13 protein-coding genes are annotated in these 12,882 nt (G+C 67.2%); 3 read left to right on the top strand and 10 right to left on the bottom strand.

Features of this window, described 5'->3' with window-relative positions; all coding sequences use genetic code 11:
- Window positions 1-16: 16 nt before the first annotated feature.
- Complete coding sequence (locus OP497_RS02805) at window positions 17-529, top strand: DUF3087 family protein (RefSeq protein ID WP_280546346.1); 513 nt, start codon at window positions 17-19, stop codon at window positions 527-529.
- A gap of 101 nt (window positions 530-630) precedes the next feature.
- Window positions 631-2,781, top strand: coding sequence for a PhoX family phosphatase (locus OP497_RS02800; RefSeq protein WP_280546344.1), 2,151 nt, complete (start codon window positions 631-633; stop codon window positions 2,779-2,781).
- 179 nt (window positions 2,782-2,960) lie between these two features.
- On the opposite strand, the gene ppk1 is transcribed toward OP497_RS02800, so the two are convergent.
- The gene (gene ppk1, locus OP497_RS02795) at window positions 2,961-5,165 is read right to left on the bottom strand and encodes a polyphosphate kinase 1 (RefSeq protein ID WP_280546343.1); all 2,205 of its coding nucleotides are present in this window, start codon (window positions 5,163-5,165) and stop codon (window positions 2,961-2,963) included.
- Window positions 5,166-5,211: 46 nt separating this feature from the next.
- The gene (gene hemB / locus OP497_RS02790) at window positions 5,212-6,222 is read right to left on the bottom strand and encodes a porphobilinogen synthase (protein ID WP_280546342.1); all 1,011 of its coding nucleotides are present in this window, start codon (window positions 6,220-6,222) and stop codon (window positions 5,212-5,214) included.
- 217 nt (window positions 6,223-6,439) lie between these two features.
- Here hemB and elbB point away from each other — a divergent pair, with 217 nt between their 5' ends.
- Complete coding sequence (gene elbB, locus OP497_RS02785) at window positions 6,440-7,102, top strand: isoprenoid biosynthesis glyoxalase ElbB (protein WP_280546340.1); 663 nt, start codon at window positions 6,440-6,442, stop codon at window positions 7,100-7,102.
- Window positions 7,103-7,195: 93 nt separating this feature from the next.
- Here the strand turns inward: elbB and tatC are convergent, their stop codons facing one another.
- The 8 genes from tatC to OP497_RS02745 form a co-directional block, all read right to left on the bottom strand.
- Window positions 7,196-7,963 carry a twin-arginine translocase subunit TatC gene (tatC, locus tag OP497_RS02780; protein ID WP_280546339.1) on the bottom strand — a complete coding sequence of 256 codons (768 nt, stop codon included), beginning with the start codon at window positions 7,961-7,963 and terminating at the stop codon, window positions 7,196-7,198.
- Window positions 7,960-8,400: a Sec-independent protein translocase protein TatB gene (tatB, locus tag OP497_RS02775; protein ID WP_280546338.1), complete on the bottom strand. Its 441-nt coding sequence runs from the start codon at window positions 8,398-8,400 to the stop codon at window positions 7,960-7,962. Before tatB ends, tatC begins: the two co-directional genes overlap by 4 nt.
- Before the next feature lie 6 nt (window positions 8,401-8,406).
- On the bottom strand, window positions 8,407-8,685 hold the full coding sequence (gene tatA / locus OP497_RS02770; protein ID WP_280546336.1) for a Sec-independent protein translocase subunit TatA: 279 nt from the start codon (window positions 8,683-8,685) through the stop codon (window positions 8,407-8,409).
- 52 nt (window positions 8,686-8,737) lie between these two features.
- Window positions 8,738-9,073, bottom strand: a complete 336-nt coding sequence (locus OP497_RS02765; RefSeq protein WP_280546335.1) for a phosphoribosyl-ATP diphosphatase — start codon at window positions 9,071-9,073, stop codon at window positions 8,738-8,740.
- A 44-nt stretch (window positions 9,074-9,117) separates the two neighbouring features.
- The gene (ubiB, locus tag OP497_RS02760) at window positions 9,118-10,740 is read right to left on the bottom strand and encodes a ubiquinone biosynthesis regulatory protein kinase UbiB (protein WP_280546334.1); all 1,623 of its coding nucleotides are present in this window, start codon (window positions 10,738-10,740) and stop codon (window positions 9,118-9,120) included.
- The gene (locus OP497_RS02755) at window positions 10,737-11,378 is read right to left on the bottom strand and encodes an SCP2 sterol-binding domain-containing protein (protein WP_280546332.1); all 642 of its coding nucleotides are present in this window, start codon (window positions 11,376-11,378) and stop codon (window positions 10,737-10,739) included. Before OP497_RS02755 ends, ubiB begins: the two co-directional genes overlap by 4 nt.
- Entirely contained in the window at window positions 11,378-12,133 is a 756-nt protein-coding gene (gene ubiE / locus OP497_RS02750) for a bifunctional demethylmenaquinone methyltransferase/2-methoxy-6-polyprenyl-1,4-benzoquinol methylase UbiE (protein ID WP_280546331.1), read from the bottom strand. Before ubiE ends, OP497_RS02755 begins: the two co-directional genes overlap by 1 nt.
- A 254-nt stretch (window positions 12,134-12,387) precedes the next feature.
- Window positions 12,388-12,771 carry a DUF971 domain-containing protein gene (locus OP497_RS02745; protein ID WP_280546330.1) on the bottom strand — a complete coding sequence of 128 codons (384 nt, stop codon included), beginning with the start codon at window positions 12,769-12,771 and terminating at the stop codon, window positions 12,388-12,390.
- Between the last annotated feature and the right edge of the window lie 111 nt (window positions 12,772-12,882).

The raw sequence follows: 12,882 nt of genomic DNA, 5'->3' as shown, positions 1-12,882 counted from the left end.
GCCGCCCGGAGGGCCCATGCCGTTCCAGTTCGAAGACCACGACCCCGAGGCCTATCGCCGCAAGGGCAAGCTGATCAGCCTGGCCATGGCCGGCCAGCTGATCGTCTGCGGGCTGGTGTTCTCGCAGCTGCTGCAGGCTGCCTTCGATGGCGGTTTCTGGTTAAACGTACTGGGCGTGCTGCTGGGGCTGGTCGCGACCAGCCTGGTGTTCGTGGTGCTGCGCGAGCGCCCCTGGATGACCGAGATGCGCTATGTCTGGCAGCTCAAGCACCGGCTGTCCCGGGTCAGCGGCTACCTGCCAGCGCTGCGCCGCGGCATGGCAGAGGGCCACGACACGGCGCTGGCGGTGCTCGCCTTCTACCACCAGGGCATGGCCCAGCTCGCCGAGCTCAACGGCCGCACCCTGGACGACGATGCCGAACTGCTCGCCGAGCGCGAGGTGGTGCGCGCCGCTCGTCGCGAGCATGGCCTGCCCGAGCGCGTATCCGGGCTCGATCTCCACGACCTCGAGGCGTTCCGCAGGGGTTGACGGCAAGCCTTCACATTTTTGTCAACTCCCTTCTCTAGTCTGGAGCTCGGTATCGACAAGGTGGCCTGTCGGCCGTCATCAACTCGCCGAGGTGCAGGATCATGAGCAAGGAAATCGAGGATCATCGTAACTTCAACCGCAGCGGGAACGAGCCATTTTCTTCCGTTCTGGGCAAGCACGTGTCGCGTCGTGACATGATGCGGGGTGGCCTGGGCCTCGCCGCCGTGTCGGTGATGGGATTCGGCGCGGCGAGCGCCATGGCCGGCTCGGATGCCCGAACCGGCATAAAGGGCGCCAGCGCGCCGGGAAAGAAGCCCCTGACGCTGGCGTTCGAGTCCATTCGTGGCGCGAAACTCGATGGCGTCGTGGTGCCCGAGGGCTATACGGCCCAGGTGCTGATTCCCTGGGGCGCGCGGCTCACCAGTGACGTTCCCGAGTGGCGCGAGGATCTCGAGATGACCCCGGAGATCCAGGCCAACGCCCTCGGGATGCACCACGACGGCATGTACCATTTTCCGCTGAACAAGGGCAGCGAGTCCCGGGAATTCCTGCTCGCCATCAACCACGAGTACATCGATCAGAGCGCCCTCTGGGCGCCCCAGGGTGGCCCGACCAATGCCGATGAGGGCCAGAGGCCGGCCGACGAGGTGCGCACCGAGATCAATGCCCATGGTGTCGCCGTCGTGCACGTGAAGAAGCAGGCCGATGGCCGCTGGACCCACGTGGTCGACTCACCCTACAACCGCCGCATTACCAACGCCTCTGCAATGGAACTCGGCGGCCCGGTGGCTGGCAGCGACTATGCCAGGACGAAGTTTTCCCCGGAGGGTCTGCTGGCGCGCGGGACCTCCAACAACTGCGGCAACGGCTATACGCCCTGGGGCACCTACCTGGCCTGCGAGGAGAACTGGCCCGGCTACTTCGTGCGCAACGCCGACCGCCAGCTGGACGATGAGCGTCTGGGGATCGCCAGCGGCCGCGGCCGCTATGGCTGGGAGACCGCCGCCGGCGATGCCGTCGAGCAGAGCGACGAGTTCGCGCGCTTCGACACCACCCCTCACGCCGCCGACGCCACCGGCGACTACCGCAACGAGGCCCGTACCTACGGCTATCAGGTCGAGGTCGACCCCTACGACGGCAGCCGCCGCGCCGTCAAGCGCACCGCCATGGGCCGCTTCCGCCACGAAGGCTGCTGGCTGGGCAAGCTGGTGCCGGGCGAGCCGGTGGTCTTCTACTCCGGCCACGACTCGCGCAACGAGTACATCTACAAGTATGTCTCCAGGGCGACCTGGAGTCCCGCCGATGCCAACCGCCCGGGCGCCAATATCGACCGCCTGGCGATCGGCGCCAAGTACCTGGATGAGGGCACCCTGTACGTGGCGCGCTTCGATGCCGACGGCCGCGGCGAGTGGCTGCCGCTGACCCCGGCTGCCAGGACCCGCGATGGCCGGCTCCTGCACGAGGCCCTGAGCCTGGCGGCCGATGACACGGCCGGCATCCTCATCCACACCTGTGATGCCGCCGACCTGATGGGCGCGACGCCCATGGACCGTCCCGAGTGGGGCGCCGTGGACCCGACCTCGGGCGATGTCTACATGACCCTGACCAACAACAGTCAGCGCACCGCCGAGGGTAGCGAGCCCACCTACACCAACGGTGGCAGCGACGTCACCGAGACAGGCGTGGGCTTCGCCACCGCACCGGTCAACGCCCCCAACCCGCGTGCCGAGAACGGTGCCGGCCAGGTCATTCGCTGGCGGGATGGCGATGACGTCGCCCGTTTCGACTGGGAGGTGTTCGTGTTCGGTGCCGCCGCGTCGGATGCCGACAATTTCTCCGGCCTGACCGAGCTCAACCAGTTCGCCAGCCCCGACGGCCTCTGGTACGACGATCGTGGCAACGGCGATGGCATCCTGTGGATCCAGACCGACAACGGCTACGCGGGTGTTGCCGACGACACCAACGATCAGGTCCTGGCGGTGGTGCCCAACGGCCTGGAAACGGGTGACGGTGCCGCGGTGGTCAACGCCGGCAACCAGCAGCAGCTCAAGCGCTTCGCCGTGGGGCCCAACGGCTCCGAGGTGACCGGCATCTTCGCCACGCCGGACAAGACCGCGCTGTTCATCAACATCCAGCACCCGGGCAACTGGCCGGCATCCGAGGATGCCACCCATACCACTGAAGGCAGCGTTCGCCCGCGGGCTTCCACGGTGGTGATCCAGAGGGAAGACGGCGGTCAGATCGCCGTGTAAAGAAAGCCGAAAGCTGGAAGAGCGGCGCTTCGCGCCTGGAAGCTTGAAGAAGAACACCCCCGCAGCTCAGCTGCGGGGGTGTTGGTTTCTGCTTTCCGAGATCCTGCTGTCTTCCAGCTTCCAGCTTCCAGCTTCCAGCTTCCAGCTTCCAGCTTCCAGCTTCCAGCTTCCAGCTTCGCTCACGCCCTGGCGGCATAGGCGAAGAGCAGGGTCTCCTGGGCGCTGATCGGGGCCGCGCCGCCGGGCTGCTGCTTGACGTAGAGGCCGTCGCTGCGCAGCAGCCAGCTCTGGCAGTTGTCCACCAGGTAGGTCTCGAGGTCCTTGCGCACCCGGGCGGCCAGCTTCCTGTCCAGCAGCGGGAAGCAGGTCTCCACCCGATGGAACATGTTGCGCGCCATGAAGTCGGCGCTCGAGCCCCAGGTCTCCGGCTTGCCATCGTTGTGGAAATGGAACACCCGGGTGTGTTCCAGGAAGCGGCCGATGATCGAGCGCACCCGGATGTTCTCCGAGATGCCGGGAATGCCCGGGCGCAGGCAGCACATGCCGCGGATGATCAGGTCGCACTCCACCCCGGCCCGGGAGGCCCGGTAGAGGGCCTGGATCAGCTTCGGCTCGGTGAGCGAGTTGCACTTGATGATCAGGTGGGCGCGCTTGCCCTTGCGGGCATGCTCGGCCTCCCGGTCGATTCGGGCCACCATCTGCTCGTGCAGGGTGAAGGGGGCGTGCAGCAGCTGCTCGATATGCCGGGCCCGGCCCATGCCCGAGAGCTGCTGGAAGACCTTGTGCACGTCGGCGCAGAGCACGGGGTCGGCGGTGAGCAGGCTGTAGTCGGTGTAGAGCTTGGCGGTCCGCGAGTGATAGTTGCCGGTGCCCAGGTGGGCATAGTGGCGCAGCTTGCCTCGTTCACGACGCACGATGTGCATCATCTTGGCGTGGGTCTTGTAGGCCATCACCCCGTAGATGACGATGGCCCCGGCTTCCTGAAGGCGCGAGGCCAGGGCCAGGTTGTCGGCCTCGTCGAAGCGTGCCCGCAGCTCGATCACCACCGTGACTTCCTTGCCGTTGCCGGCGGCTTCGACCAGGGCGTTGACGATGGGCGAGTCGGCGCCGGTGCGGTAGAGGGTCTGCTTGATGGCCAGCACGTCCGCGTCCCGGGCGGCCTCCCCGAGCATCTCCTCCACCGGCGAGAAGGACTGGAAGGGGTGGTGGAGCAGGATGTCGCCATCGGTGATCGCGGCCAGCACGCTGTCGGCCTTGCGCAGTGACTTGGGCAGGCCGGGGGTGAAGGGGCGGTAGAGCAGCTCGGGACGCTCCACGTCGCCCAGCACCGACATCATGCGCGTCAGGTTCACCGGGCCGTTGACCCGGAAGAGGTCCGCTTTCTCGAGCTGGAACTGCCTGAGCAGGAACTCGGCCAGCTCGTCGGGGCAGTTGTCGGCCACCTCCAGCCGGACCCCACTGCCGTAGCGCCGCGACAGCAGCTCGCCGCGCAGCGCCGAGGCGAGGTCGGAGACCTCGTCGGGATCCACGGAGAGGTCGGCGTTGCGGGTCAGCCGGAACTGGTAGCAGCCGAGGACCGTCATGCCGGGAAAGACCTCCTCGGCATGGGCATGGATCATCGAGGAGAGGAAGACGTACTCGCTGAAGCCCGCCTCGCAAAGCGCCTCGGGCAGGGCGATCACCCTCGGCAGTGAGCGGGGGGCCGGCAGGATGGCCAGGCCTCCCTCGCGGCCGAAGGCGTCCTTGCCCTCCAGCTGGACGATGAAGTTGAGGCTCTTGTTGACCAGGCGCGGGAAGGGGTGGGAAGGGTCCAGGCCGATGGGGCTGATCACCGGCATGATCTCGGTTTCGAAGTAGTCACGCACCCAGGCGCGCTGGGCCTCGGACCAGTCGCCGCGGCGGCGGAAGCGCAGCCGCTGGGCCTCCAGGGCGGGAATCAGGACCTCGTTGAGGATCTGGTACTGGCGCGCCACCTGGGCATGGGCAATCTGGGCGATCTCGGCCAGCACCGAGCGGGGCGAACGGCCGTCGGCGCCGGTGGAGTCATCGTCGAGCAGGACCTGGTTCTTGAGGCCCGCCACGCGTATCTCGAAGAACTCGTCCATGTTGGAGGAGAAGATCAGCAGGAACATCAGCCGGTTGAGCAGCGGATGGGCCTCGTCCAGGGCCTGTTCCAGGACCCGGACGTTGAACTGTAGATGGGAGAGCTCGCGGTTGAAGTAGAGCCCGGGGTCGGCCAGGTCCGCCTCCGGGTCTGGCAGCGCCTTGGGCTTGATGCCGGTGCGGGTCTGGTTCAGCCGCGGGGTGGGCGGCTCGGGGGGCTCGCCGCCCCGCGCAGGCGTGGGCGTGTCGGGCTGCCGGTCGGGACCGCGTGTCTCTTCCATGGGATTTCCCTGTCGTCGGGCGGAAAGGCGCTATCCCTCCCGTCGTCTATGTCGTCGCGAGCAGCCTGGCAGCCCGTTTGGCGAAGTAGGTCAGCACGCCGTCGGCGCCGGCGCGCTTGAAACAGAGCAGCGATTCGAGGATCACCGCGTCCGCTTCCAGCCAGCCGTTCTCGAAGGCGGCCATGTGCATGGCATACTCGCCGCTCACCTGGTAGGCGAAGGTGGGCACCTTGAGCTCGTCCTTCACCCGGCGCACCACGTCCAGGTAGGGCATGCCGGGCTTGATCATCACCATGTCGGCCCCCTCGGCCAGGTCCAGGGCCACCTCGTGGAGCGCCTCGTCGCCGTTGCCCGGGTCCATCTGGTAGGTGGTCTTGTTGGCCTTGCCCAGATTGCCGGCGGAGCCCACGGCGTCGCGGAAGGGGCCGTAGTAGCGCGAGGCGTACTTGGCGCTATAGGCCATGATCCGGGTATTGACCAGCTGCTCCTGCTCCAGCACATGGCGGATCGCGCCGATGCGCCCGTCCATCATGTCCGAGGGCGCCACCACATCGGCGCCGGCCTCGGCGTGGGAGAGCGCCTGCTTGAGCAGCGTCTCCACGGTGCGGTCATTGTGGACGTAGCCCGCCTCGTCGAGGATGCCGTCCTGTCCGTGGCTGGTGTAGGGGTCGAGCGCCACGTCGGTGATGACGCCGAGCCCGGGGATCGCCTCCTTGAGGGCGCGCACGCTGCGCTGGACGAGGCCCGAGGCGTTGTAGGCCTCCTCGGCCAGTTCGCTCTTCAGTTCCGTGCCCACCACCGGGAAGAGGGCGATGGCCGGGATGCCGAGCGCGAACGCCTCCCGGGCCTCCTCGATCAGCAGGTCGAGCGACAGCCGCTCGACGCCCGGCATGGAGGCCACCGCCTCGCGCTGGCCCTCGCCCTCGAGCACGAACACCGGCCAGATCAGGTCTGCCGCGGTCAGGGTGTGTTCGCGCATCAGGCGGCGCGAGAAGTCGTCGCGACGCATGCGGCGCAGGCGCGAGGTCGGGAACTGGCGTGGGGTCATGAAACTCAAGGCGTCTCTCCGGATATGCGGATCGGGACCGCCGTCCCGTCATGATGGTGATGCAGGATGACGGCTTGATGACAGCGGGAGTCGAATGCCTCGAGTATATCAGTGTCGCCCGGCGTCGAAAGCCGCGCCTTGTCGCACCCGGGCCGACTCTCTAAAGTGAAGGCTTGCGGATTTCAGGGCCTGGCTTCGCCGGGCGCCTACCTTCAAGGAGAAAGGCATGAGCAAACAGGTGGCGGTCATCCTTTCGGGATGCGGGGTGCAGGACGGTGCCGAGATATACGAGACCACCCTGACCCTGCTGCGCCTCGATCAGCTGGGCCTGGGCTATCGCTGCTTCGCCCCCGACATCGAGCAGCATCATGTCGTCGATCATCGTCGCGGCGAAGTGGCCGAGGGCGAGCGCCGCAACGTGCTGACCGAGTCGGCGCGCCTGGCCCGCGGCGAGATCTCGCCGCTCGACGAGCTCGAGGCTGACGACTTCGATGCGGCCATCTTCCCCGGTGGCTTCGGTGTCGCCAAGAACCTCTCGAACTTTACCGAGGCGGGCGATGGCATGCAGGTGCTCGACGCGCTCAGCGAGGCGCTGTCTGGTTTCCATGAGGCGCGCAAGCCGATCGGCTTGATGTGCATCAGCCCGGTGCTGGTGCCGCGCCTGCTCGGTCCCGGCATCGCCGTGACCGTCGGGCTTGACCCGGGTGTCGCCGGGGCGATCAGTGCCATGGGCGGCCTGCATCGCAGCTGCGGGGTCGAGGATATCGTGGTGGATTTCGAGAATCGCGTGGTGACCACCCCGGCCTACATGCTGGCCACGCGCATCAGCGAGGCCGCCACCGGCATCTTCAAACTGGTCGAGCGTGTCGACGAGCTGATGGATCTCTGACCCGGCTACGCCGGGAGTTGGAAGCGATAAGCCGTAAGCTGTAAGTTAAACCTCTAGGGCATTGAGCCTTGGGGGTTTCTTATGGCTTACAGCTTACAGCTCCTGGTCTTCCTCGTCCTTCTCCCGCTTGCGGCGTACCAGGCGACCGAACAGCAGGCCGACCTCGTAGAGCAGGTACATCGGTACCGCCAGCAGGCTCTGGGAGACCACGTCCGGCGGGGTGAGCAGCATGCCGATGACGAAGCAGCCCAGCACCACGTAGGGGCGCTTCTTCGACAGGCTCTCCACCGTGGTGGCGCCCGAAAGGATCAGCAGAAAGGTGGCGATGGGTATCTCGAAGGCCACTCCGAAGGCGAAGAACAGCTTGAGGACGAAGTTCAGGTACTGGTTGATGTCGGTCATCACCGCGACGTTCTCCGGCCCGGTCTGGGTGAAGAACTGGAACAGCAGCGGGAAGACCACGTAGTAGGCGAAGGCGGCGCCACCGTAGAACAGCGCCACGCTGGAGGCCAGGATCGGCAGCGCCAGCGCCTTCTCGTTGTCGTAGAGCCCCGGGGCCACGAAGGCCCAGGCCTGGTGCAGCACATAGGGAATGGCGGCGAACACCGCCACCACCAGGGTCAGTTTGAAGGGCGCGAGGAAGGGTGAGGCCACCTCGGTGGCGATCATCTGCGAGCCTTCCGGCAGCAGCGCCATCAGCGGCTGGGCGACGAAGGAGTAGATGTCGTTGGCAAAGGCATAGAGGCCCAGGAAGATCACCAGGATCGCGATCACCGCGCGCATCAGGCGCGAGCGCAGCTCGATCAGGTGCTCGATCAGCGGGGCCTGGTTCTGCTCCTGGGGGTCACCGGTCTTGCTCATCGGGGGGCAGAATCCTTGTCGGCGGTGGAGGCGTCGGCGGGGCGCTGGGGTTCATCGTCCTCGCTGCCCGTGCGGGCCCTGGCGAGGGCGTCGTCGAGCCGCTGCTCGGGAGGGGCGGCCGGCGTGGCCTCGCCGGTATCGTCACCCGCCGAGGCCGACGGGCGCTTGCCGCTGTCCTCCTCGGCGATGCTCTCCACGCCACGCTTGACCTGCTGGACGCCCTCGTCGAGCTTCTTCTGCTGCTCGTTGAGCTTCTGGCGCAGCTCTTCCGCCTCGAGCTGGGCACTGATCTCGCGCTGCATGCCCGAGACGCTGCGCTTGATCTTGCCGATCCACAGCCCCAGGGTGCGCGCCGCCTTGGGCAGGCGCTCGGGACCCAGCACCAGCAGGCCCACCACGCCGATGAGCATCAGTTCGAGAAAGCCCATATCGAACATGGCGGGTTACTTGCGCTCTTCCTGGTGCTCTTCCGGGTCGTGGGCCTTCTGCTCGGCCTTGACGTCGTAGGTGTTGACCTCCTCGTCATGGCTGACGCGGGACTGGGGATCATCCGCCTTCTCGCCCTCGTCTTTTTCCTTCTCCTCCTCGTGCATGGCCTTCTTGAAGCCCTTCACGGCACCGCCCAGATCGCCGCCGACGTTGCGCAGCTTCTTGGTGCCGAAGATCAGGATGATGATGCCGAGAACGATCAGCAGCTGCCAGATACTGATACCACCTAACATAGTTGCTTCCTCAGGTTGGGGCTCCGGGAGGTCCCGGAAGGGCCAGTTGACGCTAGGGTTGCCGTGCGGCCTTCTCGTCGTGTCCGGAGACGCCGAAGCGGCGGGCCAGCTCATCCAGGACCAGGCGGTGGTCGAGGCCCAGGTGCGAGAGCATTACCAGGCTATGAAACCACAGGTCGGCCGTTTCGGCGATCAACGCTTGGCGTGCCGGCTCGTCACCATGCTCGGCGTCCTTGGCCGCCAGCAGGGTCTCGGTGGCTTCCTCGCCGACCTTCTCGAGTATCTTGTTCAGTCCCTTGTGATGCAAGGCCGCCACATAGGAATCCTGTGGCTCCGCCCGGCGGCGTTCTTCGAGCACAACGTGAAGACGGTCGAGGATATCGCTCATGGGTGAAGGTTCCGTTGCAGTGGGTGGAAGAGCGGGGCGGGCGCTCAGTGCCAGGCCAGCAGCAGCACGCCTATGGCGGCGGCGGCCAGGGCCGGCCAGGGCTGACCCGCGGCCCACTCGCTCAGCGGCTGCCAGACGAGTGCGGCGGCCACCAGCAGCAGGCCCAGGCGCAGTCGCCACTGGCGCCTGCCCCGCTGGCTCAGCTGTCGGGAGATGCCGCCCAAGGCATCGGCCTGATGGCGCCGCTGGCGGTGTTCTTGCTCGGCACGATTGAGGGCCTGATGGGCGAGCACTGGCAGCTCGGGCAGCTGGCGAGAGAGCTCCGGGGCCTGTCGCTTGAGCGACTCCCAGAGGCCGCCGGCGCCGGCGCGCTCCTTCATCCAGCGCTCCAGGTAAGGCTTGGCGGTGCTCCACAGGTCCAAGTCGGGGTAGAGCTGGCGGCCCAGACCCTCGATGTTGAGCAGCGTCTTCTGCAGCAGCACCAGCTGCGGCTGGACCTCCATGTTGAAGCGCCGCGCGGTCTGGAACAGGCCCAGCAGCACCTGGCCGAAGGAGATGTCCTTGAGCGGCTTCTCCAGTATCGGTTCGCACACGGTGCGGATCGCCGCGGCGAACTCGTTGGCCCGGGTCCCCTCGCCCACCCAGCCCGACTCGATGTGCAGCGCCGCCACCTCGTAGTAGTCCTGGTGGAAGAAGGCCAGCAGGTTGCGCGCCAGGTAGTCCTGGTCCTCGCGGGTCAGGCTACCGACGATACCGCAGTCGATGGCGATGTACTGCGGGTCCTGGGGATGTTCGAAGGAGACGAAGATGTTGCCCGGGTGCATGTCGGCATGGAAGAAGTTGTCGCGGAACACCTGGGTGAAGAAGATCTCCACGCCGCGTTCGGCCAGCTTCTTGAGGTTGGTGCCCTGGGCGAGCAGCGCCGCGGTGTCGGCCACCGGCACCCCGTAGATGCGCTCCTGCACCATCACCCGGCGGTGGGTCAGCCCCCAGTGGATGGCCGGCACGTAGAGCAGCGGCGAGCCCTTGAAATTACGCTTGAGCTGGGAGGTGTTGGCGGCCTCCTTGGTCAGGTCGAGCTCGTCGAACAGCGTCGCCTCGTAGTCGCGGACCACCTCCACCGGGCGTAGCCGGCGGGCCTCGGGAATCCGTGCCAGCACGCTGGCGAAGCGATACATCAGCGCCATGTCCTGGCGCATCACGCGTTCGATCCCCGGGCGGATGATCTTGACCACCACGGCCTCACCCCCGTGCAGCCGGGCGGCATGCACCTGGGCGACGGAGGCCGAGGCCAGCGGCTCGGGCTCGAAGCCGGCGAAGGCATCCTCCAGCGACATCGCCAGCTCCTCCTCGACCAGCGCCATGGCCTGGTGGCCGGGAAAGGGCGGCACCTGGTCCTGGAGCCGCTGCAGCTCGTCGGCGATGTCCTCGGGCAGCAGGTCGCGGCGGGTCGAGAGCATCTGGCCGAACTTGACGAAGATCGGCCCCAGCGACTCCAGCGCCAGGCGCAGGCGCACGCCCCGGGAGCGTTCGCCGATCGGCACCAGGCGCAGCGGCGAGAGCGTGAACAGGCCGCGCAGCCACCAGGGCAGCCGCTCCAGCGGCAGCAGGGTGTCGAGCCGGTAGCGGGTGATCACCCAGAAGATGCGCGTGAGCCGCAGGATCATCGGGTCGCCTCCGGCACGGCCAGGCGGCGTCGCAGCCGTGCCAGGCGCGCCTCGAGGCGGTCGGTGGCGATCTCCATCTCGGTCAGGTGGTCACGCAGCGCCTCGAGCTGGTGGCGCCCCGGCAGCAGCCGGGCCTCCTCGAAGACATATTCGCCCACGTCGGCGCAGAACTCCTGGCGGGTGCGCAGGCCCCAGCGGGAGAGGCTGCGCAGCCCCTCGGCCAGGCTATGGGCCGGGATGTCGCCGAGCCAGCGGGCGAGCTCCGCCTCCCAGTCCAGGTCGAGGTCGAGCAGCAGGTCGCGGGTTGCCTCCAGCAGCTGGATGCGCCCCCGCACGGCGAGCTTGCCCTGGAACATCAAGCGTTCGACGGAGGCCCCGCCCAGCAACTCGCCGAGGGTCTCGGCATCCAGCTCGACCACTGCGTCGAAGGCCGCCTCGTCGAGGGCCGTCTCGTCGGTGTCGTCGGGGCGCAGCAGGTCGAGGCCGGCCGGGTGGAAGTGGATCGCCAGCGCCAGGGCGGGGTGCTCCAGGCGCACCAGGAGGCGCTGGCCGGCCAGCCGGGCCAGGCGCGACGGCGCCGCCGGGTCGCGGGCGAGCAGGGCATTCAGGGTGCATTCCAGGCCGGCTAGCAATAACATTATAACTTGATGCCGCGGTGCAGGGCGACGATGCCCCCGGTCAGGTTGGTGTACTCGACCCGCTCCAGCCCGGCGGCTTCCATCATCGTCTTGAGGGTCTCCTGGTCGGGGTGCATGCGGATCGACTCGGCCAGATAGCGGTAGCTCTCGCCGTCGCTGGCCACCAGTTCGCCGATCTTCGGCAGCAGGCGGAAGGAGTACTCGTCGTAGGCCCTGGAGAACAGCGGGTTGCCCGGCGTGGAGAACTCCAGCACCAGCAGGCGCCCACCCGGCTTGAGCACCCGGGCCATGGAGCGCAGGGCGGCATCCTTGTCGGTGACGTTGCGCAGGCCGAAGGCGATGGTGATGCAGTCGAAGCTGTTGTCGGGGAAGGGCAGGCACTCGGCGTTGGCCTGGACGTACTCGACGTTGCCGCCGACGCCGTGGTCGAGCAGCTTGTCGCGGCCGACCCGCAGCATGGATTCGTTGATGTCGGCCAGCACCACCCGTCCGCGGGGGCCCACCATGCGCGCGAACTTCCGGGTCAGATCGCCGGTGCCGCCGGCGATGTCGAGCACGCTGTGACCGGGCCTGACGCCGGAGCGCTCGATGGTCAGCCGCTTCCACAGGCGGTGGATGCCCATCGACATCAGGTCGTTCATGACATCGTAGCGGGCCGCCACCGAGTGGAAGACATGGGCCACGCGCGAGGCCTTCTCTTCGACCGGGACTTCCTGGTAGCCGAAGTGGGTGGTGTGCTTGTCACTGGCGCTCATGCCGTGGGGCTCCCGAATCGCTGCGGTGGGGGAGGCCTGGCGGCCTCGCGATGGGCGCCATTGTAGCCTTCCCCAGCGGCGATTGTCTTGACGCAGGGAGTCACTGACGTGACCCCGAGGGCGCCGGGGACAGGCCGAAGAGGGGGTCCTACGCCATGGATGGCGTCGGTAGCGCCCAGGGAAGGGTTCACAGCGCCCCCTCGCAGGCCTGTCGCCGGATCAGCCGAGGGGAGGGCAGGCGACGAATCCTACTGTCAGAGCTGCTTGATCTCGATGCCCAGCGGCTCCCGGGAGGCGCCGGCCTCTTCCAGTCGGCGCAGGTAGTCGGCCCAGTTGGCCTCGCGGCGACGGATCAGATCAAAGAAGTAGTCCCAACTGAAGAGACCGCTGTCGTGGCCGTCGTCGAAGTGCAGCTTCAGCGCGTAGCGCCCGGCCGGGGTGATGTCCTTCAGGCCCACGTGCTTCTTGCCCACCTGCAGGGTGGCGGTATCGGGGCCATGGCCGCGCACCTCGGCGGAGGGCGAGAAGACCCGCAGGTACTCCACCGGCAGCCGATAGGACTCGCCCTCGGCGTAGGTGAGCTCGAGCTCGCGCTCCTTGCGGTGGTAGTGCACGTTGGTGGGAATCGGGGCTGTCATAAGCACCTTCGGTGAGCCGTAAGCCTGAAGCTGTAAGCTGGAAGTTAACCCCCAAGTGAGTTTATGTCTTCCAGCCTTTCGCCGCGCAGCGGCGTTCTTCCAGCTTCAAGC

Source organism: Halomonas sp. 11-S5 (genome assembly GCF_029889825.1).
Lineage (GTDB): Bacteria > Pseudomonadota > Gammaproteobacteria > Pseudomonadales > Halomonadaceae > Halomonas.
The sequence above is the reverse complement of the archived record's forward strand: the minus strand, read 5'-3'. Positions and strand labels throughout refer to the sequence as shown.

What these genes read in the sequence shown, in the direction of transcription:
- OP497_RS02805 (WP_280546346.1), top strand. Translation starts at nt 17, where the DNA reads ATGCCGTTCCAGTTCGAAGACCACGACCCCGAGGCCTATCGCCGCAAG.
- OP497_RS02800 (WP_280546344.1), top strand. Translation starts at nt 631, where the DNA reads ATGAGCAAGGAAATCGAGGATCATCGTAACTTCAACCGCAGCGGGAAC.
- ppk1 (WP_280546343.1), bottom strand. Translation starts at nt 5,165, where the DNA reads ATGGAAGAGACACGCGGTCCCGACCGGCAGCCCGACACGCCCACGCCT.
- elbB (WP_280546340.1), top strand. Translation starts at nt 6,440, where the DNA reads ATGAGCAAACAGGTGGCGGTCATCCTTTCGGGATGCGGGGTGCAGGAC.
- tatC (WP_280546339.1), bottom strand. Translation starts at nt 7,963, where the DNA reads ATGAGCAAGACCGGTGACCCCCAGGAGCAGAACCAGGCCCCGCTGATC.
- tatB (WP_280546338.1), bottom strand. Translation starts at nt 8,400, where the DNA reads ATGTTCGATATGGGCTTTCTCGAACTGATGCTCATCGGCGTGGTGGGC.
- tatA (WP_280546336.1), bottom strand. Translation starts at nt 8,685, where the DNA reads ATGTTAGGTGGTATCAGTATCTGGCAGCTGCTGATCGTTCTCGGCATC.
- OP497_RS02765 (WP_280546335.1), bottom strand. Translation starts at nt 9,073, where the DNA reads ATGAGCGATATCCTCGACCGTCTTCACGTTGTGCTCGAAGAACGCCGC.
- ubiB (WP_280546334.1), bottom strand. Translation starts at nt 10,740, where the DNA reads ATGATCCTGCGGCTCACGCGCATCTTCTGGGTGATCACCCGCTACCGG.
- OP497_RS02755 (WP_280546332.1), bottom strand. Translation starts at nt 11,378, where the DNA reads ATGTTATTGCTAGCCGGCCTGGAATGCACCCTGAATGCCCTGCTCGCC.
- ubiE (WP_280546331.1), bottom strand. Translation starts at nt 12,133, where the DNA reads ATGAGCGCCAGTGACAAGCACACCACCCACTTCGGCTACCAGGAAGTC.
- OP497_RS02745 (WP_280546330.1), bottom strand. Translation starts at nt 12,771, where the DNA reads ATGACAGCCCCGATTCCCACCAACGTGCACTACCACCGCAAGGAGCGC.